Origin of the sequence: Pseudomonas sp. B26(2017) (assembly GCF_002113045.1) — a bacterium.
Taxonomy (GTDB): Bacteria; Pseudomonadota; Gammaproteobacteria; order Pseudomonadales; family Pseudomonadaceae; genus Aquipseudomonas.
Genome location: NZ_NEJJ01000003.1, coordinates 250,561 through 269,879, shown reverse-complemented (window position 1 = coordinate 269,879; position 19,319 = coordinate 250,561). Strand labels below are relative to the sequence as shown.

The window sequence follows — 19,319 nt, the reverse complement described above, 5'->3', positions numbered from 1 at the left end:
TCATGGCTACGCTTGAACTTCGCAATGTAAACAAGACCTACGGTACCGGCCTGCCGGACACACTGAAGAACATCGAACTGTCGATCAAGGACGGTGAATTCCTGATCCTCGTCGGGCCTTCGGGCTGCGGCAAGTCGACCCTGATGAACTGCATCGCCGGCCTGGAAACCATCACCGGCGGCGCGATCATGATCGGTGACCAGGACGTCAGCGGCATGAGCCCGAAAGATCGCGACATCGCGATGGTGTTCCAGTCCTACGCGCTGTACCCGACCATGAGCGTGCGCGAGAACATCGAATTCGGTCTGAAGATTCGCAAGATGCCTCAATCGGCCATCGACGAAGAAGTCGCCCGCGTGGCCAAGCTGTTGCAGATTGAGCACCTGCTCAATCGCAAGCCGGGCCAGCTCTCGGGCGGTCAGCAACAGCGCGTGGCGATGGGCCGCGCCCTGGCGCGTCGCCCGAAGATTTATCTGTTCGACGAGCCGCTGTCCAACCTCGACGCCAAGCTGCGCGTCGAGATGCGCACCGAAATGAAACTGATGCATCAGCGTCTGAAAACCACCACGGTCTACGTGACCCACGACCAGATCGAAGCAATGACCCTGGGCGACAAAGTGGCGGTGATGAAGGACGGGATCATCCAGCAGTTCGGTACGCCGAAGGAGATCTACAACGACCCGGCCAACCTGTTCGTGGCGAGCTTCATCGGTTCGCCGCCGATGAACTTCATTCCGCTGCGCCTGCAACGCAAGGACGGCCGTCTGGTGGCGCTGCTCGACAGCGGCCAGGCCCGTTGCGAGTTGCCGATGGCGATGCAGGACGCCGGTCTCGAAGATCGCGAAGTGATCCTCGGCCTGCGTCCGGAGCAGATCGCTCTGGCGAACGGCGAGGGCAATGGCCTGCCGAACATCAAGGCTGAAGTGCAGGTTACCGAGCCGACCGGTCCGGACACCCTGGTGTTCGTCAACCTCAACGACACCAAGGTCTGCTGCCGTCTGGCGCCGGACGTGGCGCCGCAGGTGGGCGAAACCCTGACGTTGCAATTCGATCCGTCGAAAGTGCTGCTGTTCGACGCCAAGTCCGGTGAGCGCCTTGGGGTTGCGGGCCTGCCGAAAACCGAGTCGCACAGCGCAAACGTGGCCCAGTTCAAGGGGCGCTGATCAACAAATGCGGGAGCGGGCTCGCCCGTTTCCGCAGGGAGCACGCGGTGCGTGGCCTGTCGCGCGCCGCATCAGATGTAAACCGCGTTAGATAAGAAGAACAGTTAATAACAATAAAACGAGGATGTAGGGATGAAGAAGAACAACAACGCTCAGCGTATCGGCCAGTTGTCGGCGATTGCGGCAATGATGCTGGCCGGTAGCGTCCACGCGGCTGACGCGTTCAGCTCCGATTCGGAGTGGATGACCGGGGACTGGGGTGGCGAACGTACCAAGCTGATCGAGCAGGGTATCGACATCAAGATGGACTACGTCGGTGAGGTGGGCGGCAACCTGCACGGCGGCTACAACAACGACAAGACGGCGCGTTACTCCGACCAGTTCGGTCTGGGCGTGGCGTTGGACCTGCAAAAACTGTGGGGCTGGGACAACACCCAGGCCAAGATCCAGCTGACCAACCGTAATGGCGAAAACATTTCCAACGACCGTGTTGGCGATCCGCGTGCCGGCACACTCAGCTCCTCGCAGGAAGTCTACGGTCGTGGCCACATGGTGCGTCTGACCCAGTTGTGGATCAAACACCAATTCTTCGACAACAAACTCGACGTCAAGGCCGGTTACTTCGGCGAAGGCGAAGACTTCAACACCTTCCCGTGCGACTTCCAGAACCTGGCGTTCTGCGGTTCGCAAGTGGGCAACTGGGCGACCAACATCTGGTACAACTGGCCGGTCAGCCAGGCGGCCATTCGCGTCAAGTACAACATCAACGACGAGCTGTATGCGCAGATCGGTGCGTACAACCAGAACCCGTCGCAACTGGAACACGGCAACGGCTTCAAGCTGAGCGGCAGCGGCACCAAAGGCACCGTGTTGCCAGTGGAACTGGTCTGGTCGCCTAACCCGAGCGGCCTGCCGGGCGAATACCGTGTCGGTTACTACAAGAGCACGGCCGATGCCGACGACGTTCGCGAAGACGTCAACGGTTTCGACGCGGCGACCACCGGTGATGCCTATCGCACCCACAGCAGCAAGCACGGTTACTGGTTCGTTGCGCAACAGCAACTCACCAGCCACAACGGTGACAAGAGCCGTGGCCTGAGCATCGCTGCCAACGCCACGTTCCACGACAAGGACACCAACTTCATCGACAACTACCAGTCCGTGATGTTTGTGTACAAAGGTCCGTTCGACGCGCGTCCGAAGGATGACTTCGGTATTGGTGCGGCACGTATTCATGTCAACGATGACGTGAAGAAGAACGCTGAACTGCTGAACGTCTCCAACGGTGTTTCGGACTACGACAATCCGGTGTTCTCGCCGATTCGTGAAACCGAATACAACTACGAGATCAACTACGGCTTCCACGTGACCAACTGGCTGACCGTACGCCCGAACCTGCAATACATCACTCATCCGGGCGGTGTGGATGAAGTGGATAACGCTTTGGTCGCTGGCCTGAAAATTCAGTCTACGTTCTGACGCGTCTGCGATAAGCTCCTCTCTATGTGCGCATATTTGCGGACGGCCAAGGCTGTCCGCTTTTTTTTGGAAAGGGGTGTCGCAGCCCATGAAAGTTGAATCTGGAACCGTGGCCCATGCATGAGCATCCGCTGCAACGCTTCTTCAAATCCCTGCGCGAACGACCGGTGTTCGCCTGGGAGCGCTATCAGATGCGCGATGTGCTGGTGATCGATCATCCACTGTGTCAGGCGGTGTTCAGTCGTCAGGGCGCGCAACTGCTGCATTTTCAGCCGCGAGGTCAGAAACCGTGGTTGTGGTGCGCGGCGAAGTGGCCGCATGTCGGCGCGATTCGCGGCGGCGTGCCGGTGTGCTGGCCGTGGTATGGCCGTCACCCGAGCGAAAACGCGTGGCCGTCCCATGGCTGGGCGCGACTGCTGGACTGGAAACTGCTCGACAGCAGCAGCGCCGATGACGGCGTGCGCCTGCACTGGCAATTGCAACTGTGCGACTGGCAGGTGGACCTGCACGCGCACCTGGGCGAACGCATGGAATTGCGCCTGAGCACCGAGCATCAGGACGACATGCCGTGCCAGTTGAGCCAGGCTTTGCACGCTTACTGGCGTATTGGCGATGTGAGTGAGATAGCGCTGTCTGGGCTCGAAGGCGCGCAGGGTTATGATCAGTTGAACCGTGAGGTCTGCCAGCAGGAGGGCGAGTTACGGGTCGATGGTGGCTGTCAGCGAGTGTTCCAGCACGACGGCGAATTGCAGCTCAAGGATCACGCCTGGCAACGCGAATTGTGCATCGATACCGGTGACAGCGCGGACACCGTGGTGTGGCATCCGGGAGCACGGCCGTTGCTGGGCGTGAGCTGGGACGAGATCTCGGAATTTGTCTGTGTTGAAGCGGCGGCGGGGGGCACCGACAGCCTGCATCTGGCGCCGGGGGAGAAGGCGCATTTGAGTTTGCAGGCTTGGGCTGGCGCCTAGCGATGATCGTTCCGACGCAGAGCGCTGATCGTTCCCACGCTCCGCGTGGGAATGCAGCCCGTGACGCTCCGCGTTACTGGACGCAGAGCGTCCCTTGAGGCATTCCCACGCAGAGCGTGGGGGCGATCAGCGCGAACTAGTTGAACTCATCGCCAACCGGATACCGGCTCGCGTTCAGGCTCTCTTTGATCTTGCGCAGATGCGGCTGGAAATCCACCCCGCGACGCAACGTCATTCCCGTCGCCAGCACATCCAGCACCGTCAACTGAATGATCCGCGAAGTCATCGGCATATAGATGTCGGTGTCTTCCGGCAACGGAATGTTCAGGCTCAGCGTACTGGCCTTGGCCAGCGGCGAGTTTTCTGCCGTCAGGCCCAGCACCGACGCGCCGTTCTCCCGGGCGATGCGCGCCACTTCCACCAGCTCGCGGGTGCGCCCGGTGTAGGAGATGATCACGAACAGCTCGCCGGTGTGCGCCACCGAAGCAATCATGCGTTGCATCAGCACATCGGCGTGGGCGGTCACCGCCAGGTTGAAGCGGAAGAACTTGTGCTGCGCATCCAAAGCCACCGGAGCCGAAGCTCCGAGGCCGAAGAAGTGGATCTGCCGGGCCTGGATCAACAGGTCGACGGCGCGGCTGATCAGGTTCGGGTCCAATGCCTGACAGGCGCTGTCCAGCGAGGCGATGGCGCTGCCGAAAATCTTCTGCGTGTAGGCCTCGGGATTGTCGTCGGCTTCTACTGCGCGGCTGACATAGGCCGCGCCGCTGGCCAGGCTCTGGGCCAGTTGCAACTTGAGTTCGGGGTAGCCGCTGACGCCGAACGAACGGCAGAAACGGTTGACCGTCGGTTCACTGACCGACGCTGCCTGGGCGAGGGCGGCGATGCTGAAGCGGGTGGCCTGCTGTGGGTTGAGCAGGATCACTTCGGCGACTTTGCGTTCGGCCTTGTTCAGCTCTTCAAGGCGACTCTGGATCTGTTCCAGTAAATTTCGCACGCGGTCCATAAGAATTCCTAGATTCACCGGCGCCGATAAGCGCGCGGCTATGCAAATTGGGCCTTTGATGTGGCCCGTGACGGTGGCCTATCCTACTGATGGCTCCGACCGACCACCACTCGGAATCTGTATTTTGCGAAAATGTTGTGGTTATTACTACATTTTCCCTTGAGTGATGCCTTGAAAAAAGGTATTTGTAGCTTAACTTGATAAAAGAACAAACATCATGCCTTCGATTACGGTTGAACCGTGCACCTTCGCCTTGTTCGGCGCCTTGGGCGATCTGGCCCTGCGCAAGCTGTTTCCTGCCCTTTATCACCTTGACGGCGCCGGCCTGCTGCACGAGGACACGCGCATTATCGCACTGGCCCGTGAGGCGGGTACCGAGCAGCAGCACCTGGCGTTCATCGCCGCCGAGCTGCGCCGTTATGTGGGCAAAGAGCTGGACGAGGCCGTGGCCGAGCGCTTTCTGGCGCGCCTGACCTACCTGCACGTCGACTTCCTCAAGGCTGAAGATTACGTGGCGCTGGCAGAATTGGCCGGCAACACACAACGCATGATTGCCTACTTCGCCACTCCGGCGGCGGTGTATGGCGCGATCTGCGAGAACCTCGCGAATGTCGGTCTGGCAGAAAACACCCGCGTGGTACTGGAAAAACCGATCGGTTCGGACCTGGAATCCTCGCGCAAGGTCAACGACGCCGTGGCGCAATTCTTCCCGGAGAACCGCACCTACCGCATCGACCATTACCTGGGCAAAGAGACCGTCCAGAACCTGATCGCCCTGCGTTTCGCCAACAGCCTGTTCGAAACTCAGTGGAACCAGAACTACATCTCCCACGTGGAAATCACCGTGGCCGAGAAGGTCGGTATCGAAGGCCGCTGGGGCTACTTCGACAAGGCCGGTCAGCTGCGGGACATGATTCAGAACCACCTGCTGCAACTGCTCTGCCTGATCGCCATGGATCCGCCGGCCGACCTGTCCGCCGACAGCATCCGCGACGAAAAGGTCAAGGTGCTCAAGGCCCTGGCGCCGATCAGTCCGGAAGGCCTGACCACCCAAGTGGTGCGCGGCCAGTACATCGCCGGGCACAGCGAGGGCAAGTCCGTGCCGGGCTACCTCGAAGAACCGAATTCCAACGCCCAGAGCGACACTGAAACCTTCGTTGCCCTGCGTGCCGACATCCGCAACTGGCGCTGGGCCGGCGTGCCGTTCTACCTGCGTACCGGCAAGCGCATGCCGCAGAAACTGTCGCAGATCGTCATCCACTTCAAGGAACCGTCGCACTATATCTTTGCCCCCGAGCAGCGCCTGCAGATCAGCAACAAACTGATCATCCGCCTGCAACCGGACGAAGGCATTTCCTTGCGCGTGATGACCAAGGAGCAAGGCCTGGACAAGGGCATGCAACTGCGCAGCGGCCCGCTGCAACTGAATTTTTCCGACACCTGGCGCAGCGCTCGGATCCCCGATGCCTACGAGCGGTTGTTGCTGGAAGTGATGAACGGCAATCAGAACCTGTTTGTCCGTAAAGATGAAATTGAAGCCGCGTGGAAATGGTGTGACCAGCTGATCGCCGGGTGGAAAAAATCCGGTGACGCGCCCAAGCCGTATGCGGCCGGGTCATGGGGGCCGATGAGCTCCATTGCATTGATCACGCGGGACGGGAGGTCGTGGTATGGCGATATCTGATGTGAAACTGCCCGAGGGCGTGAATGCCCGTGAATTCAAGAGCCCGGTGTTGCTCGCCGAAGGTTTGGCGCTGAACGTCGCCAAACAGTTGAGCGAAGCACTGGCAGCGCGCGGCAACGCTGTGCTGGTGGTGTCCGGCGGTCGTAGCCCGATGGCGTTTTTCCAGCACCTGGCCAAGCAGGAACTGGACTGGTCGAAGGTCGTCGTGACCCTCGCCGACGAACGCTGGGTACCGGTCGAACATGCCGACAGCAACGCCGGTCTGCTCAAGCAGTATCTGCTCAAGGGCCCGGCGGCAAAGGCGCAGTTCCTCAGCCTTTACAGCGCGGCGGCCAACGTCGAGCAGGCTGCGGAGCAGGCCGATCGTTTGCTCGCCGAGTTGCCGCCCATCGACGTGCTGGTGCTGGGCATGGGCGATGACGGTCACACCGCGTCGCTGTTCCCGGACAGCCCGAACCTGGCTGAAGCCCTGCAAGCTGACGGCACTCGCCGCTGCTGGCCGATGCTCGCGCCAAGCGTGCCGCGTCAGCGCCTGACCATGAGCCGCGCACTGCTGGCCTCCGCGAAGCACAAGATTCTGTCGATTTCCGGTCAGTCGAAACTGACCACCCTGAATGCCGCAGTGGCATCCAACGACGTCGCCGCCATGCCGGTTCGCGCGTTTCTGCAACCTACGTTAGAGATTTACTGGTGCCCATGAGCCAAGGAACAGCCGCTATGACAACCCCATCCCCGACCGTTTCCATGGCGGACAAAGTTGCCCTGATCGACAGCCTCTGCGCCAAGGCGCGGATTCTGCCGGTGATCACCATCGCCCGTGAACAGGACGTGCTGCCGCTGGCCGACGCCCTGGCTGCCGGTGGTCTGACCGCGCTGGAAGTGACCCTGCGTTCGCAGTTCGGCCTCAAGGCGATCCAGATCCTGCGCGAGCAGCGCCCGGAACTGGTGACCGGTGCCGGCACCGTGCTCGACCGTAACATGCTGGCTGCGGCCGAAGCCGCCGGTTCGCAATTCATCGTCACCCCGGGGATCACTCGTGATCTGCTGGAAGCCAGCGTCGAAAGCCCGATCCCGCTGCTGCCGGGCATCAGCAATGCCTCCGGCATCATGGAAGGCTATGGCCTGGGTTATCGCCGCTTCAAGCTGTTCCCGGCTGAAGTCAGCGGCGGCGTGGCGGCAATCAAGGCCCTTGGCGGCCCGTTCGGCGAAGTGAAATTCTGCCCGACCGGCGGCGTCGGCCCTGCCAACATCAAGAGCTACATGGCGCTGAAAAACGTCATGTGCGTGGGCGGTAGCTGGATGCTTGATCCTGAGTGGATCAAGAACGGCGACTGGGCCCGCATTCAGGAATGCACTGCCGAGGCGTTGGCGCTGCTGGACTGATTGGTTCAACCCTACACTTCGTTGTGTGTTCTACGGCTTTACGGTGCGCTTGGTCGGTGCACCGTTTTTTTTTGCCCGCGAAAAACTTCGTTATCTGGAGATACGTTATCTGGGGATACGTTATCTGGAGATACATAGTTACCGCACCTGGCTTCGCGTGTGGCGTTAACCTGCGTTCATCTTATGGAAGAGAGAGCGCGTCATGGATAACCAGCTTTCAGCACCCCCGGTATATCAACTGGCCCCCGAGCAAGTCGCCGGGCCGTATTTTCGCAATCCCAAACTGTTGCGCCGCAACATCAGCGAAGGTGCCGAAGGCCTGCCGCTGCTGCTGCGCCTGACCATCGTCGACGCCATGACTGCCGAGCCGGTCAGTGGTGCGCTGGTGGATATCTGGCATTGCAACGCACGCGGCGCCTATTCCGGCTGGAGTCGGGTGAACCCGGATCTGGAAGTCGACGTCGAGGACATCGGCTCGATTCCGCGAACCGACGACGACACCTATCTGCGCGGCGGCCAGTTCAGCGACCACAAGGGCAGGGTGCGCTTCACCACGATCTATCCGGGGTTCTACGCCGGCCGTGCCCTGCATATTCATGTGGCGGTGCGCATCGTCGCCGGCACCGAATACCTGGAGGAGCGCAATGTGGCCTGGGTCGGGCAGTTGTATTTTCCGGAGGTGGTTTCCCGTGGCGTGCTCAATGCCAAGGCCTATCGCGGGCGCAGCTCGCTGCCGGTGTGCAACGCAGACGATCCCTACTTCGCCAACATGGGCGGTGAAGAGTCGACCCTGACGGTGTGGCCGATCGGTCGCGAGTCACACGAGGACGGTTACTTCGGCCACCTCACGATCGGCATCGACACCTTTGCGGTGTCGTCGCAGATCAAGCCCGAGGATTTCGACAAGTACACGGTTTAACGCAGCTCATTCAGCGCCAGAATCAGCGACTGAATCTCCGCCGCCGTCGTGGTCAGCGACGGCGTGATACGGATGCACGGTCCGCAGGCTGCGCCGTTGCGCACGACAGTGAACAGGTTGTAGTCGTTGAGCAGGCGTTCGACCATCGCCTGCTGGTCGGTATGGCGAGTAAAACGCATCGAGGTGATGCCGCAATACAGGCGCGGATCGTCCGGGGTCGTGACTTCGATGCCTGGCAGGTTGCGCACGGCGCTGACCCACAGGTTGCGCAGGTAATTCATCCGTGCACCTTTGGCCGCCGCGCCACCCAGTGAGCGGTGCTCCTCGAACACCAGAGGCAGGGTCATCAGTGCCGGAATGTTCGGCGTGCTGTGGGGCGTGCGTGAGCGGATATCGCCAGCCGGAAAATGCATCTCGCCCATGTCCGGGTCGATGTCGGCCAGGCGCTGCGGTGCGATGTAGATAAAACCGAGGGTCAGCGGCGAGCCGATCCACTTGTGCAGGTTGTACCCGGCAAAGGCGATGCCCAGCGCTTCAAGATTGAACTCGATCTGGCCAAGGGCATGGGCGCCATCGAGGATGATATCGACGCCGTACTCTTTGGCCAGCGAGGCAATGGCCTGCACCGGCATCACCAGCCCGGTACGGTGGGTGACGTGGGTCAGGGCCATCAGCTTGAGCTTTGGATGGCGGATAAAGGCTTCGCGGTACGTGGCCAGCAGGCTGTCGAAGGTGGCGGGGTGGGCGTGCTCGATTTCGATCACCTCGACTCCGCGATACTGCGCCAGCCAGCGCATGGCGCCCTTGACCGTGTCGTACTCCAGATCGCAGATCAACACCTGGTCGCCTGGCTGCAGGCGATTGTAGTTGCGGATCAGCGATTGCAGGCCGGCAGTGGCGTTGTGGGTGAACGCCACGCTTTGCGCGCGCACGCCGATCAACTCGGCCAGTTGCGCGCGGATCTCGAAACTGTCGTGCTGTTCGAAACGCTGGCGCACGTAGATCGAGTTGCTGTTGTTGATCAGCTCGATGTTGCGCTGGTACTCCTCGACCACGGTGCGCGACATGCGCCCGAAATAGCCGTTCTCCAGATTCACGGGGCCAGGGTGGCGGTCGTAACGGTCGGCGAAGGTTTGCCAGAAAGCTTCGTCTCGGGCGCGGCGGGTGTTATCGGGCATGGTCGACTCGACTCGGATCAGGGTGACGCCTCAGTGGCGCGGGGCGGGTTTGCCGTGTTTGGCGCGCAGCGGTTCGAGCAGTTCCGACAGGCCGTTGTGGTCGATTTCCTGCATCAACGCCAACAGCCCGCCCAGTTCGCCATGGGGAAATCCTTCCCGGGCAAACCAGTTCAGGTAGGGGCCCGGCAGGTCGGCAATGATCCGGCCCTTGTACTTGCCGAAGGGCATTTCGCGGGTGATCAGCAGTTCGAGCTTTTCAGGGTTCATCGTTGGAGTCGTCTGGCTTTGAAAACACTTTGGAAAATACAGGCATTCTGCATGCAGGCCAAATGACAGATCATGCAAATAACAGGCATACAGATTTTTGCTGTATCTATAACTTATTGAAAAATAACGATTAAATTCTTTAATAGAATCTGGCACGGCTGCTGCAACACTCCTTGCATCTTTAACCCACGCAAGGAATTGAAAAATGACTGACATGAATAAAGAAGCCATCTCCGTCCTCAACGACCTGATCGAAACCAGCAAGGACGGTCAGGAAGGGTTCAAGACCTGCGCTGAAGACATCAAGAATCCAGAGCTGAAAACGCTGTTCGTGAAACGCTCCGCCGATTGCGCAACGGCTGCGGCCGAGCTGCAAGCTGCGGTGCGTTCGATGGGTGGCGATCCGGAAACCTCGACCAGCGTGAGCGGTGACTTGCACCGTCGTTGGGTCGACGTCAAAGCGATGTTCACCGGCAAGGATGAAGAAGCGGTGCTCAACGAAGCCGAGCGCGGTGAAGACCACGCCCTGAAGGCTTATCGTGAAGCGATCGATAAGCTTACCAAGATTAAAGATCACGGCCTGACAAAAATTTTTGACCTGGTCGAAAAGCAGTACCACGGTGTGCAACGCAATCACGATCAGGTGAAAGTGTTGCGTGACCAGGCCCGCGCACGCTCGTAAGCGTTCGAGGCCAACAAAAAACGCCAGCGGGTCTGGCGTTTTTTTTGTGTCCGGATCAAACCGAGGATGATCAGCCGATGCTGATAGCCGGCAACGTCGGCAGGGTAACGGTCTGTTGTTTGCGCGGCGCCAGAATTTCGGCCTCGCCGTCCACCACCAGCTCATCGCGCTGGTTGAACACGCGAGTGGCAATGCGCACGCGGAATTTCGGCAGTTTCTCGAGGATTTCCAGACGCACGGTCAGGGTGTCGCCGATCTTCACCGGCTTCTGGAAGCTCATCTGCTGGCCGATATAAATGGTCCCCGGCCCAGGCAGCTCGCAAGCGACTGCGGCACTGATCAGCGCGCCGCTGAACATGCCATGGGCGATGCGCTCCTTGAACATGCTGGCGGCGGCGAACTCGGCGTCCAGGTGCACCGGGTTGTGGTCACCGGACATCGCGGCGAACAGCTGAATGTCGCGTTCCTCGACGGTCTTGCTGTAGGTCGCGGTCTGGCCCACTTCGAGGGCTTCGTAAGGGATATTGGTAACCTGGGTCATGGGGCTGAATTCCTGTGACGGATGAAATGAATCCACAAAAAATTATTCGCTGCGGTGCGGCCGGCGATGGCTCAGGGCCTGGTCGATCCAGGTCAGCACATCGGCGGTCACTTCCTCGCGGTTGCTCTCGTTGAACAATTCGTGCCGCGCCTGCGGGTAGATCTTGAGTTGCAGGTTCTGGCTGCCGGCCGCGCGCAAGGCGTTGGCCAGATCAGTCAGACGCTTGCCTTCGCTCACCGGATCACATTCGCCGCCGATTACCAGCAGCGGGAGGCCCGGATCGATCTGGGCGAGATTGGACGCTTTGCTGATTTGCTGCAACCCGCCGAGCAGGTCGATCCACAACTGATTGGTGCAACGAAAGCCGCACAGCGGATCGGTGGCGTACTTGTCGACCTCGGCCGGATCGCGGCTGAGCCAGTCGAAAGGCGTGCGTGCCGGTTTGAATGCCTTGTTGAACGAGCCGAACGAAAGCCATTCGATCAACGCGCTGCGGCCCTTGGGGCCCTGGCGCAGTTTTTCGAACCGGGCGATCTGTCGGGCCGCGCGGTACAGCGCGACCGGCTGGAAATTCGATCCGCTGAGAATCGCGCCGTGCAGGCTGGCGCTGTGATGCAGCAGATACGCTTGGGCAATGTAGCTGCCCATGCTGTGCCCGAGCAGCACGATCGGCACCCCCGGATGACGCTGGCCGAGGAACTGGTTGAGGCTGGCGATATCGCCAACCACTTTGCACCAGCCATCATCATCGGCGAAATGCCCCAGCGTCCCATGATCGGCGGTTTTGCCATGGCCACGCTGATCGGGCGCATACACACCGTAGCCCTCGGCACAGAAGGCCTCTGCCAGGCGTGCGTAGCGGCCACTGTGTTCCGCCATGCCGTGGGCCAGCAGAATCAGCGCCTTCAGCGGCGTGTTCGGCAGCCACAGGTTGACGTAGAGGCGGCTGCGGTCACTCGCGTCCAGCCAGAAGGTGTCGTGGATCATGGCGATTCCTTTTGCGGCCTGATATTGCTGAATGTTGCTGATGCGTCTTGCAGAGGTTGCATTGTATAGCGCGTCCGATCAGCTCTCGCCACGGCAGGAAGATTCACACGATCAATGACGACCTTGCCCATATTTGCCTGATTGACCATAGCTGCTAGTGTCCGTGAAGCTCCGCTTTTTGCTCTCGGCTTTTTCAGGGACAGACAAAAATGACAGCGAAGCGGCCCCGGATCGGCTCAGGTAAAGAGGACAAGAACAATGCAACCTGATTTCTGGAATGACAAACGCCCGGCGGGCGTACCCCTGGACATCGACGCGGGTGAATTCAAGTCGGTGATCGAGGTGTTCGAGCGTTCCTGCAAGAAATTCGCTGATCGCCCGGCGTTCAGCAACATGGGCGTGACCCTGACCTACGCCGAGCTGGAGCGCCAGAGCGCCGCGTTCGCCGGTTATCTGCAAACCCACACCGATCTGGCACCGGGGGATCGCATCGCGGTGCAGATGCCCAACGTCCTGCATTATCCGATTGCCGTGTTCGGCGCGTTGCGCGCCGGGCTGATCGTGGTCAACACCAACCCGCTGTACACCGCGCGCGAGATGCGTCATCAGTTCAAGGACTCCGGCGCCCGGGCGCTGGTGTACCTGAACATGTTCGGCCAGAAAGTCCAGGAAGTGCTGCCGGACACCGACATTCAATATCTGATCGAAGCGAAGATGGGCGACCTGATGCCTACCGCCAAGGGCTGGCTGGTCAACACCGTGGTCAGCAAAGTGAAGAAAATGGTCCCGGCGTATTCGCTGCCCCAGGCGATTTCCTTCAAGAGCGCGTTGCGCATGGGCCGGGGCCTGGGCATCAAGCCGCTGAAGGTCGGTCTGGATGACATCGCCGTGCTGCAATACACCGGCGGCACCACCGGTCTGGCCAAGGGCGCGATGCTGACCCACGGCAATCTGGTGGCGAACATGCAGCAGGTGCGCGCCTGTCTCGGTCAGTTCGGCAGCGACGGCCAGCCGCTGTTGCGCGAAGGGCAGGAGGTGATGATCGCGCCGCTGCCGCTGTACCACATCTATGCGTTCACCGCGAATTGCATGTGCATGATGGTGTCGGGCAACCACAACGTACTGATCACCAACCCGCGTGACATCGGCGGCTTTATCAAGGAGCTGAAGAACTGGAAGTTCTCGGCGCTGCTGGGGCTCAACACACTGTTCGTTGCGTTGATGGATCATCCGGACTTCAAGACCCTGGATTTCTCCACTCTCAAGCTCACTAACTCCGGCGGCACCGCGCTGGTCAAGGCCACCGCCGAACGTTGGGAGAAGATCACCGGTTGCCGCATCACCGAAGGCTACGGCCTGACCGAAACCTCGCCGGTAGCCTGTACCAACCCGTACGGCGAGCTGTCTCGGATCGGCACGGTCGGCCTGCCAGTGCCGGGCACCCGGTTGAAAGTCATCAATGACGACGGCGTCGAACAGCCTTTGGGCGAACGCGGCGAACTCTGCATCAAGGGCCCGCAGATCATGAAGGGCTACTGGCAGAAACCCGAGGCTACCGCCGAGGTGCTGGACGCGGAGGGCTGGTTCAAGTCCGGCGACATCGCGGTGATCGATCCGGACGGGTTCGTGCGCATCGTCGACCGCAAGAAAGACATGATCATCGTCTCCGGTTTCAACGTGTACCCGAACGAGATCGAAGACGTGGTGATGGCTCACCCGAAAGTCGCCAACTGCGCAGTGATCGGCGTACCGGACGAACGCTCCGGGGAGGCGGTGAAGCTGTTCGTGGTGGCGCGGGAAACCGGCGTGAGCCTGGAAGAGCTGAAGGCTTACTGCAAAGAGAATTTCACGGCGTACAAGGTGCCGAAACACATCGTGCTGCGTGAGTCGTTGCCGATGACGCCTGTCGGGAAAATTCTGCGGCGGGAGTTGCGCGATATCGCCTGATCGATGACGCGCACCGTTGAAACTGAAAGATCGCAGCCTCTGGCGGCTTCCTCAAGCTGCTGCAGGCTGCGATCTTTTGCTTTGTATTCCCGACGTTGTCCCCGAAAACAGGGACTTTCAAGGGGTTATAGGATTTTTGCTCTAAAATGACTGCCAGTAGTTCTTGAGTCATGAAAATGACTGTAGGGGCCGCTTTTGGCTCTAGTCGACCCTTGGCAAAGCTGCTACTCTCGGCGCGCTTTGTGACTTCTCGGCCTTGTAAAAAGCCAGACTCACCAATAAACAAACACCAATAATAATCGCATCAAATGCGGTGCTGAATTCGCGTTGCTGAGGAGTGGGCTTCCATGATCGAAGACTTTTGGAAGGATAAGTACCCCGCTGGAATTGCTGCCGACATCAATCCAGACGAGTACCCGAATATTCAGGCAGTGTTGAAGCAATCCTGCCAACGCTTCGCCGACAAACCGGCGTTCAGCAACCTGGGCAAGACCATCACCTACGGTGAACTGTACGAATTGTCCGGTGCGTTTGCCGCTTATCTGCAACAGCATACCGATTTGCAGCCAGGTGATCGAATCGCCGTGCAACTGCCCAACGTGTTGCAGTACCCGGTCGCCGTCTTCGGTGCGATCCGTGCCGGGCTGATCGTGGTCAACACCAACCCGCTGTACACCGCGCGGGAAATGGAACACCAATTCAACGACTCCGGTGCCAAGGCGCTGGTGTGCCTGGCGAACATGGCGCATCTGGCCGAAGCCGTGGTGCCGAAAACCGGCGTCAAGCACGTCATCGTCACTGAAGTCGCGGATCTGCTGCCGCCGATCAAGCGCCTGCTGATCAACAGCGTCATCAAGTACGTGAAGAAAATGGTGCCGGCCTATCACCTGCCCAAAGCCGTCAAGTTCAATGACGTACTGAGCAAGGGCCAGGGCCAGCCGGTCGCCGAAGCCAATCCTGACAGCGGCGACGTCGCGGTGCTGCAATACACCGGCGGCACCACCGGCGTGGCCAAGGGCGCGATGCTCACCCACCGCAACCTCGTCGCCAACATGCTGCAGTGCAAGGCGCTGATGGGCTCCAACCTCAATGAAGGTTGCGAGATCCTGATCACCCCGCTGCCGCTGTACCACATCTATGCGTTCACCTTTCATTGCATGGCGATGATGCTGATCGGCAACCACAACATCCTGATCAGCAACCCGCGCGACCTGCCGGCGATGGTCAAGGAACTGTCGAAGTGGAAGTTCAGCGGCTTCGTCGGCCTCAACACGTTGTTCGTGGCCCTGTGCAACAACGAAGGCTTCCGCAAGCTGGATTTCTCGGCGCTGAAAGTCACCCTGTCCGGCGGCATGGCCCTGCAACTGGCCGCGGCAGAGCGCTGGAAAGCGGTCACCGGTTGCCCGATCTGCGAAGGTTACGGCATGACCGAAACCAGCCCGGTGGCCACGGTCAACCCGATCCAGAACATCCAGATCGGCACCATCGGCATTCCAGTGCCGTCGACCCTGTGCAAAGTCGTCGACGATGCCGGCGTCGAGCAGCCGCTGGGCGAAATCGGCGAGCTGTGCGTCAAGGGCCCGCAAGTGATGAAGGGCTACTGGCAGCGTCAGGAAGCCACCGATGAAATGCTCGACAGCGAAGGCTGGTTGAAGACCGGTGACATCGCGCTGATCCAGCCGGACGGCTACATGCGCATTGTCGATCGCAAGAAAGACATGATCCTGGTCTCGGGTTTCAACGTGTACCCGAACGAGCTGGAAGACGTGCTGGCGGCCCTGCCGGGCGTGTTGCAGTGCGCGGCCATCGGCATTCCGGACGAGAAATCCGGCGAGGCGATCAAGATCTTCATCGTCGCCAAACCGGGCGTCACCCTGACCAAGGAACAGGTGATGGAGCACATGCGCGCCAACGTCACCGGCTACAAGGTGCCGCGTTCGGTGGAATTCCGCGATGCGCTGCCGACCACCAACGTCGGCAAGATCCTGCGTCGCGAACTGCGCGACGAAGAGCTGAAAAAGATCAAGGCGAAGAGCGCCGCATAAAACGAAAAGCCCCTCAGATGCGGGGCTTTTTGTTGTAGATGATCGTTCCCACGTAGAGCAGGGGAACGATCACGTCGGTCAGCATAAAAGGTTTACTGGCGGAACGGCGCGAAGTTCACATTGGTGCCTGCCGGGCGCATGTCCTGCAGGTACGAGTCCTTGTCGGCGCTCAGTTCCAGGCTCAGGGCTGCCTTGCGTTTGCCTTCGTTGCGGATGACCAGGCCTTCGAGCTTTTCACGCAAGAACGCGGTCGGTACTTTCAGGTGCAGCAGTTCGTCAGTGGCCGGGGTGTGCATCAACAGGTGAATCCACTCGTATTGACCGATGGCCAGGCGCGACACCGGCAAGTCGAACCACCAGATGTTGCGGTTGCGGTTCAGTTCGGCGAAGTGGCAGTTGTTGGTGCCGAGCACGGCACCGCCCAGTTCCTGGTTGCGACGGGCGATGGCCTGCTTTTTATCGAGTTTCATAACATTCCTGCGGGATCGGTTCTATGGCGCCTGGCGCCCTTATGCCGGGCATTCTCGGGGCTACGCTCGCAAACATAAAGCCCAACCTGCGCATGGCGACGAAATGAAGCCGTGAAAATAAATGAAACTTGGCGCAAACCGGGCCTGTCAATCATTACGTACTGACTTTCCCCGTTAATGTTCCAAGGAGAATCACCATGGGCAGCACGAGCGATAAAGTGAAAGGCATGGCCAACGAAGCGGTCGGCAACGTCAAGCAAGGTGTCGGCAAAGCCACCGACAACACCAAGCTGCAAGCCGAAGGCAAACTGCAAGAGAAGAAAGGCGAGGCCCAGCAAGCGGTGGGCAAAGCCAAGGACGCGGTCAAGAAAGGCGTCGACAAGGCTTGATCGAGCCTTGAACGAAACAACGAAGCGGCCATCCAAGGATGGCCGTTTTTGTATCCCGTTCACATGCGGTCATGGATCACAGTGTTTCAAAGTCGCCAAGTGAGCTACTTTGATGAGAGAAAAACGGCCCCTGATTCGCCACGACTTCAACCTGTTTTGCGGCGAAAGGAGACGCGAATGATTTTCCCCGACATGAAAGGCCTGCCCCTGCACCGAGTCATCGTGCGCACCGTCACCGAGTTCATGGACGACGAGATGTCGACCTATGCCTCGGCACTGGCCTACCAGATGCTGTTCTCGCTGTTCCCGTTCATTCTGTTCCTGATTGCCCTGATCGGTTTCCTGCACCTGCCGGACTTCTTCTCCTGGCTGCGTCTGCAATCGGAACTGGTCCTGCCGCCTCAGGCGCTGGAGCAGGTCAACCCGGTGATCGATCAACTGCAGCAATCCAAGGGCGGCCTGCTGTCGGTCGGTATCGTCATCGCCCTGTACACTGCGTCCGCCGGCGTGCGCCTGATGATGAGCGCGATGAACGCGGCCTACGACGTGGTCGAGGGTCGGCCGATCTGGAAGCGCTTTCCATTGTCGATTGTCTACACCGTCGGCATCGCCGGCATGCTGCTGGTGGCCGCCGCGCTGATGGTGCTCGGCCCGCAGGTGATGGGCTGGATCGCCGCGCAGGTCGGGCTGGAAGATTTCATCGTCACGGTGTGGACCATCGCCCGCTGGCCGGTGATCGTGATCCTGATGATGGTGGCCGTGGCGCTGATCTATTACGTGATGCCCGACGTCAAACAGGAGTTTCGCTTCATCACGCCGGGCTCGGTTCTGGCGGTGGTGGTGTGGATCATCGCGTCGTTGGGATTCGCGTTCTACGTCAAGACGTTCGCCAACTACAACGCCATGTATGGCAGCATCGGTGCGATCATCGTGCTGTTGCTGTATTTCTACATTTCGTCCGCCGTGTTGCTGCTCGGTGCGGAGATGAATGCGGTGATCGAACACATGTCCAACGAGGGCAAGGATCCGGGCGAGAAAGTCCCCGGCGAACTCGATGAACATCCCAAACAACACGTTTCCGGCCTCGGGCGCGATCACTCGCTCAAGCCGAACACCGACGAAGCCTGATCATGATTCGTGAAATTCTGAAGATGGGCGACGAACGCCTGCTGCGTATCGCCCCGCCAGTGCCCGCCGAGATGCTCGACAGCCCGGAGCTGTGGCAACTGATCGACGACATGTTCCAGACCATGGAAAGCGTCGGCGGTGTCGGCCTGGCTGCGCCGCAGATCGGCGTCGATCTGCAACTGGTGATCTTCGGCTTCGAGCACAGCGAACGGTACCCGGATGCCGAAGCCGTGCCGCAGACGATCCTGATCAATCCGCTGATCACGCCACTCAGTCCGCTCATGGAAGAGGGGTTTGAAGGCTGCCTGTCGGTACCTGGTCTGCGTGGCGCGGTGGATCGTTACCAGCAGATCCGTTACGAAGGCGTCGATCCCAAGGGCGAGCCGATTGTGCGTGTGGCTTCGGGTTTCCACGCGCGGGTGGTGCAGCACGAATGCGATCACCTGATCGGGCGGTTATACCCGTCGCGCATCACCGATTTCAGCAAGTTCGGTTTTACCGAAGTGATGTTCCCGGATCTCGATCCCAACGCTGACGACTGATCATCCGCTGCGCGGGGCCAGCTCCATGGCAATCATCGGCTTGCTCCGCGCATAACGGCTCAGGCGCTCGGCCATGGCCTGGGGCAGGGCGGGGTCGAAGGTGAAGCCGCGCCGCTCATAGAAACCACGCAGGTCCGGGTGGCAGAACAGCCACACCGGGGTCTCCACATCATTCACCGCCGCCGCGATCAACTGCGCAGCTATGCCCTGTTCGCGGCAGGCCGGATCAACGAACAACCCGGTCAGCCAATGCCCGCCGAACACCGACCGCAGGCACAGCGCAGCCACGATTTCCTCACGCCGCGCCACCCACAATTGCGCCTCGCGCACCGCTTTCATCGACGATTGATGCTGGCGGTAGAACTTGTTCATCAAGGGCCAGGACAATTCATCGAGCTGGCTATATCGGGTATCGGTCATCACTCGGACTGCCGGTGCAAAAAGAGACGGGATTATAAGGATCCCGGCTCGCAAAAATAATCTGCAAGATTTCCCGTTGGTGTTGCACAGAACGAACAGACCTTCGTTCCGAGCCACG

General features: G+C 60.0%; 20 protein-coding genes. 13 read left to right on the top strand and 7 right to left on the bottom strand.

What is annotated here, in order from left to right; translation table 11 throughout:
- Positions 1 to 2: 2 nt before the first annotated feature.
- The 3 genes from CAF79_RS06550 to CAF79_RS06540 all read left to right on the top strand — a co-directional run bounded on the left by CAF79_RS06550 (position 3) and on the right by CAF79_RS06540 (position 3,613).
- A complete protein-coding gene (locus tag CAF79_RS06550) occupies positions 3 to 1,163 on the top strand; it encodes an ABC transporter ATP-binding protein (RefSeq protein WP_085697144.1) in 1,161 nt (386 codons plus the stop codon).
- Positions 1,164 to 1,295: 132 nt separating this feature from the next.
- A complete protein-coding gene (locus tag CAF79_RS06545) occupies positions 1,296 to 2,642 on the top strand; it encodes a carbohydrate porin (RefSeq protein ID WP_085697143.1) in 1,347 nt (448 codons plus the stop codon).
- A 116-nt stretch (positions 2,643 to 2,758) separates the two neighbouring features.
- Complete coding sequence (locus tag CAF79_RS06540; protein WP_085697142.1) at positions 2,759 to 3,613, top strand: D-hexose-6-phosphate mutarotase; 855 nt, start codon at positions 2,759 to 2,761, stop codon at positions 3,611 to 3,613.
- A 136-nt stretch (positions 3,614 to 3,749) separates the two neighbouring features.
- Here the strand turns inward: CAF79_RS06540 and CAF79_RS06535 are convergent, their stop codons facing one another.
- The gene (locus CAF79_RS06535) at positions 3,750 to 4,610 is read right to left on the bottom strand and encodes a MurR/RpiR family transcriptional regulator (protein WP_169842436.1); all 861 of its coding nucleotides are present in this window, start codon (positions 4,608 to 4,610) and stop codon (positions 3,750 to 3,752) included.
- 226 nt (positions 4,611 to 4,836) lie between these two features.
- Here CAF79_RS06535 and zwf point away from each other — a divergent pair, with 226 nt between their 5' ends.
- From zwf to CAF79_RS06515, 4 genes are all read left to right on the top strand, one after another.
- Positions 4,837 to 6,303 carry a glucose-6-phosphate dehydrogenase gene (zwf, locus tag CAF79_RS06530; protein ID WP_085697141.1) on the top strand — a complete coding sequence of 489 codons (1,467 nt, stop codon included), beginning with the start codon at positions 4,837 to 4,839 and terminating at the stop codon, positions 6,301 to 6,303.
- The gene (gene pgl / locus CAF79_RS06525) at positions 6,290 to 7,003 is read left to right on the top strand and encodes a 6-phosphogluconolactonase (RefSeq protein ID WP_085697140.1); all 714 of its coding nucleotides are present in this window, start codon (positions 6,290 to 6,292) and stop codon (positions 7,001 to 7,003) included. The genes zwf and pgl overlap by 14 nt, the downstream gene beginning before the upstream one ends.
- A 17-nt stretch (positions 7,004 to 7,020) precedes the next feature.
- A complete protein-coding gene (locus tag CAF79_RS06520; RefSeq protein WP_011335602.1) occupies positions 7,021 to 7,686 on the top strand; it encodes a bifunctional 4-hydroxy-2-oxoglutarate aldolase/2-dehydro-3-deoxy-phosphogluconate aldolase in 666 nt (221 codons plus the stop codon).
- A 202-nt stretch (positions 7,687 to 7,888) separates the two neighbouring features.
- Positions 7,889 to 8,605 (top strand): intradiol ring-cleavage dioxygenase, encoded by a 717-nt coding sequence (locus tag CAF79_RS06515; protein WP_085697139.1) that lies wholly within the window; start codon positions 7,889 to 7,891, stop codon positions 8,603 to 8,605.
- On the opposite strand, the gene CAF79_RS06510 is transcribed toward CAF79_RS06515, so the two are convergent.
- Together CAF79_RS06510 and CAF79_RS06505 are read right to left on the bottom strand one after the other, a co-directional pair.
- Positions 8,602 to 9,783 carry an aminotransferase class V-fold PLP-dependent enzyme gene (locus CAF79_RS06510; RefSeq protein ID WP_085697138.1) on the bottom strand — a complete coding sequence of 394 codons (1,182 nt, stop codon included), beginning with the start codon at positions 9,781 to 9,783 and terminating at the stop codon, positions 8,602 to 8,604. The genes CAF79_RS06515 and CAF79_RS06510 overlap by 4 nt on opposite strands.
- A 30-nt stretch (positions 9,784 to 9,813) precedes the next feature.
- On the bottom strand, positions 9,814 to 10,050 hold the full coding sequence (locus tag CAF79_RS06505) for a DUF3820 family protein (protein ID WP_003213031.1): 237 nt from the start codon (positions 10,048 to 10,050) through the stop codon (positions 9,814 to 9,816).
- Between the two features lie 205 nt (positions 10,051 to 10,255).
- Here CAF79_RS06505 and CAF79_RS06500 point away from each other — a divergent pair, with 205 nt between their 5' ends.
- Entirely contained in the window at positions 10,256 to 10,732 is a 477-nt protein-coding gene (locus tag CAF79_RS06500; protein WP_085697137.1) for a PA2169 family four-helix-bundle protein, read from the top strand.
- Between the two features lie 70 nt (positions 10,733 to 10,802).
- Here the strand turns inward: CAF79_RS06500 and CAF79_RS06495 are convergent, their stop codons facing one another.
- Positions 10,803 to 11,273 (bottom strand): MaoC family dehydratase, encoded by a 471-nt coding sequence (locus CAF79_RS06495; protein WP_085697136.1) that lies wholly within the window; start codon positions 11,271 to 11,273, stop codon positions 10,803 to 10,805.
- A 42-nt stretch (positions 11,274 to 11,315) separates the two neighbouring features.
- A complete protein-coding gene (locus CAF79_RS06490) occupies positions 11,316 to 12,260 on the bottom strand; it encodes an alpha/beta hydrolase (protein ID WP_085697135.1) in 945 nt (314 codons plus the stop codon).
- A 258-nt stretch (positions 12,261 to 12,518) separates the two neighbouring features.
- Here CAF79_RS06490 and fadD2 point away from each other — a divergent pair, with 258 nt between their 5' ends.
- Positions 12,519 to 14,207, top strand: a complete 1,689-nt coding sequence (fadD2, locus tag CAF79_RS06485; RefSeq protein WP_085697134.1) for a long-chain-fatty-acid--CoA ligase FadD2 — start codon at positions 12,519 to 12,521, stop codon at positions 14,205 to 14,207.
- 347 nt (positions 14,208 to 14,554) lie between these two features.
- Entirely contained in the window at positions 14,555 to 16,252 is a 1,698-nt protein-coding gene (gene fadD1, locus CAF79_RS06480) for a long-chain-fatty-acid--CoA ligase FadD1 (protein WP_085697133.1), read from the top strand.
- A gap of 92 nt (positions 16,253 to 16,344) precedes the next feature.
- Here fadD1 and CAF79_RS06475 read toward each other — a convergent pair whose 3' ends face one another.
- Positions 16,345 to 16,722 (bottom strand): hypothetical protein, encoded by a 378-nt coding sequence (locus CAF79_RS06475; RefSeq protein WP_085697132.1) that lies wholly within the window; start codon positions 16,720 to 16,722, stop codon positions 16,345 to 16,347.
- 197 nt (positions 16,723 to 16,919) lie between these two features.
- On the opposite strand from CAF79_RS06475, the gene CAF79_RS06470 reads away from it, so the two are divergent.
- The 3 genes from CAF79_RS06470 (at position 16,920) to def (ending at position 18,781) form a co-directional block, all read left to right on the top strand.
- On the top strand, positions 16,920 to 17,111 hold the full coding sequence (locus tag CAF79_RS06470; RefSeq protein WP_039766114.1) for a CsbD family protein: 192 nt from the start codon (positions 16,920 to 16,922) through the stop codon (positions 17,109 to 17,111).
- Positions 17,112 to 17,288: 177 nt separating this feature from the next.
- Positions 17,289 to 18,239, top strand: coding sequence for a YihY/virulence factor BrkB family protein (locus CAF79_RS06465; RefSeq protein WP_085697131.1), 951 nt, complete (start codon positions 17,289 to 17,291; stop codon positions 18,237 to 18,239).
- 2 nt (positions 18,240 to 18,241) lie between these two features.
- Positions 18,242 to 18,781: a peptide deformylase gene (gene def / locus CAF79_RS06460; protein WP_007951144.1), complete on the top strand. Its 540-nt coding sequence runs from the start codon at positions 18,242 to 18,244 to the stop codon at positions 18,779 to 18,781.
- Here the strand turns inward: def and CAF79_RS06455 are convergent, their stop codons facing one another.
- Entirely contained in the window at positions 18,782 to 19,201 is a 420-nt protein-coding gene (locus CAF79_RS06455) for a GNAT family N-acetyltransferase (RefSeq protein ID WP_085697130.1), read from the bottom strand.
- Between the last annotated feature and the right edge of the window lie 118 nt (positions 19,202 to 19,319).

What these genes read in the sequence shown, in the direction of transcription:
- CAF79_RS06550 (WP_085697144.1), top strand. Translation starts at nt 3, where the DNA reads ATGGCTACGCTTGAACTTCGCAATGTAAACAAGACCTACGGTACCGGC.
- CAF79_RS06545 (WP_085697143.1), top strand. Translation starts at nt 1,296, where the DNA reads ATGAAGAAGAACAACAACGCTCAGCGTATCGGCCAGTTGTCGGCGATT.
- CAF79_RS06540 (WP_085697142.1), top strand. Translation starts at nt 2,759, where the DNA reads ATGCATGAGCATCCGCTGCAACGCTTCTTCAAATCCCTGCGCGAACGA.
- zwf (WP_085697141.1), top strand. Translation starts at nt 4,837, where the DNA reads ATGCCTTCGATTACGGTTGAACCGTGCACCTTCGCCTTGTTCGGCGCC.
- pgl (WP_085697140.1), top strand. Translation starts at nt 6,290, where the DNA reads ATGGCGATATCTGATGTGAAACTGCCCGAGGGCGTGAATGCCCGTGAA.
- CAF79_RS06520 (WP_011335602.1), top strand. Translation starts at nt 7,021, where the DNA reads ATGACAACCCCATCCCCGACCGTTTCCATGGCGGACAAAGTTGCCCTG.
- CAF79_RS06515 (WP_085697139.1), top strand. Translation starts at nt 7,889, where the DNA reads ATGGATAACCAGCTTTCAGCACCCCCGGTATATCAACTGGCCCCCGAG.
- CAF79_RS06510 (WP_085697138.1), bottom strand. Translation starts at nt 9,783, where the DNA reads ATGCCCGATAACACCCGCCGCGCCCGAGACGAAGCTTTCTGGCAAACC.
- CAF79_RS06505 (WP_003213031.1), bottom strand. Translation starts at nt 10,050, where the DNA reads ATGAACCCTGAAAAGCTCGAACTGCTGATCACCCGCGAAATGCCCTTC.
- CAF79_RS06500 (WP_085697137.1), top strand. Translation starts at nt 10,256, where the DNA reads ATGACTGACATGAATAAAGAAGCCATCTCCGTCCTCAACGACCTGATC.
- CAF79_RS06495 (WP_085697136.1), bottom strand. Translation starts at nt 11,273, where the DNA reads ATGACCCAGGTTACCAATATCCCTTACGAAGCCCTCGAAGTGGGCCAG.
- CAF79_RS06490 (WP_085697135.1), bottom strand. Translation starts at nt 12,260, where the DNA reads ATGATCCACGACACCTTCTGGCTGGACGCGAGTGACCGCAGCCGCCTC.
- fadD2 (WP_085697134.1), top strand. Translation starts at nt 12,519, where the DNA reads ATGCAACCTGATTTCTGGAATGACAAACGCCCGGCGGGCGTACCCCTG.
- fadD1 (WP_085697133.1), top strand. Translation starts at nt 14,555, where the DNA reads ATGATCGAAGACTTTTGGAAGGATAAGTACCCCGCTGGAATTGCTGCC.
- CAF79_RS06475 (WP_085697132.1), bottom strand. Translation starts at nt 16,722, where the DNA reads ATGAAACTCGATAAAAAGCAGGCCATCGCCCGTCGCAACCAGGAACTG.
- CAF79_RS06470 (WP_039766114.1), top strand. Translation starts at nt 16,920, where the DNA reads ATGGGCAGCACGAGCGATAAAGTGAAAGGCATGGCCAACGAAGCGGTC.
- CAF79_RS06465 (WP_085697131.1), top strand. Translation starts at nt 17,289, where the DNA reads ATGATTTTCCCCGACATGAAAGGCCTGCCCCTGCACCGAGTCATCGTG.
- def (WP_007951144.1), top strand. Translation starts at nt 18,242, where the DNA reads ATGATTCGTGAAATTCTGAAGATGGGCGACGAACGCCTGCTGCGTATC.
- CAF79_RS06455 (WP_085697130.1), bottom strand. Translation starts at nt 19,201, where the DNA reads ATGACCGATACCCGATATAGCCAGCTCGATGAATTGTCCTGGCCCTTG.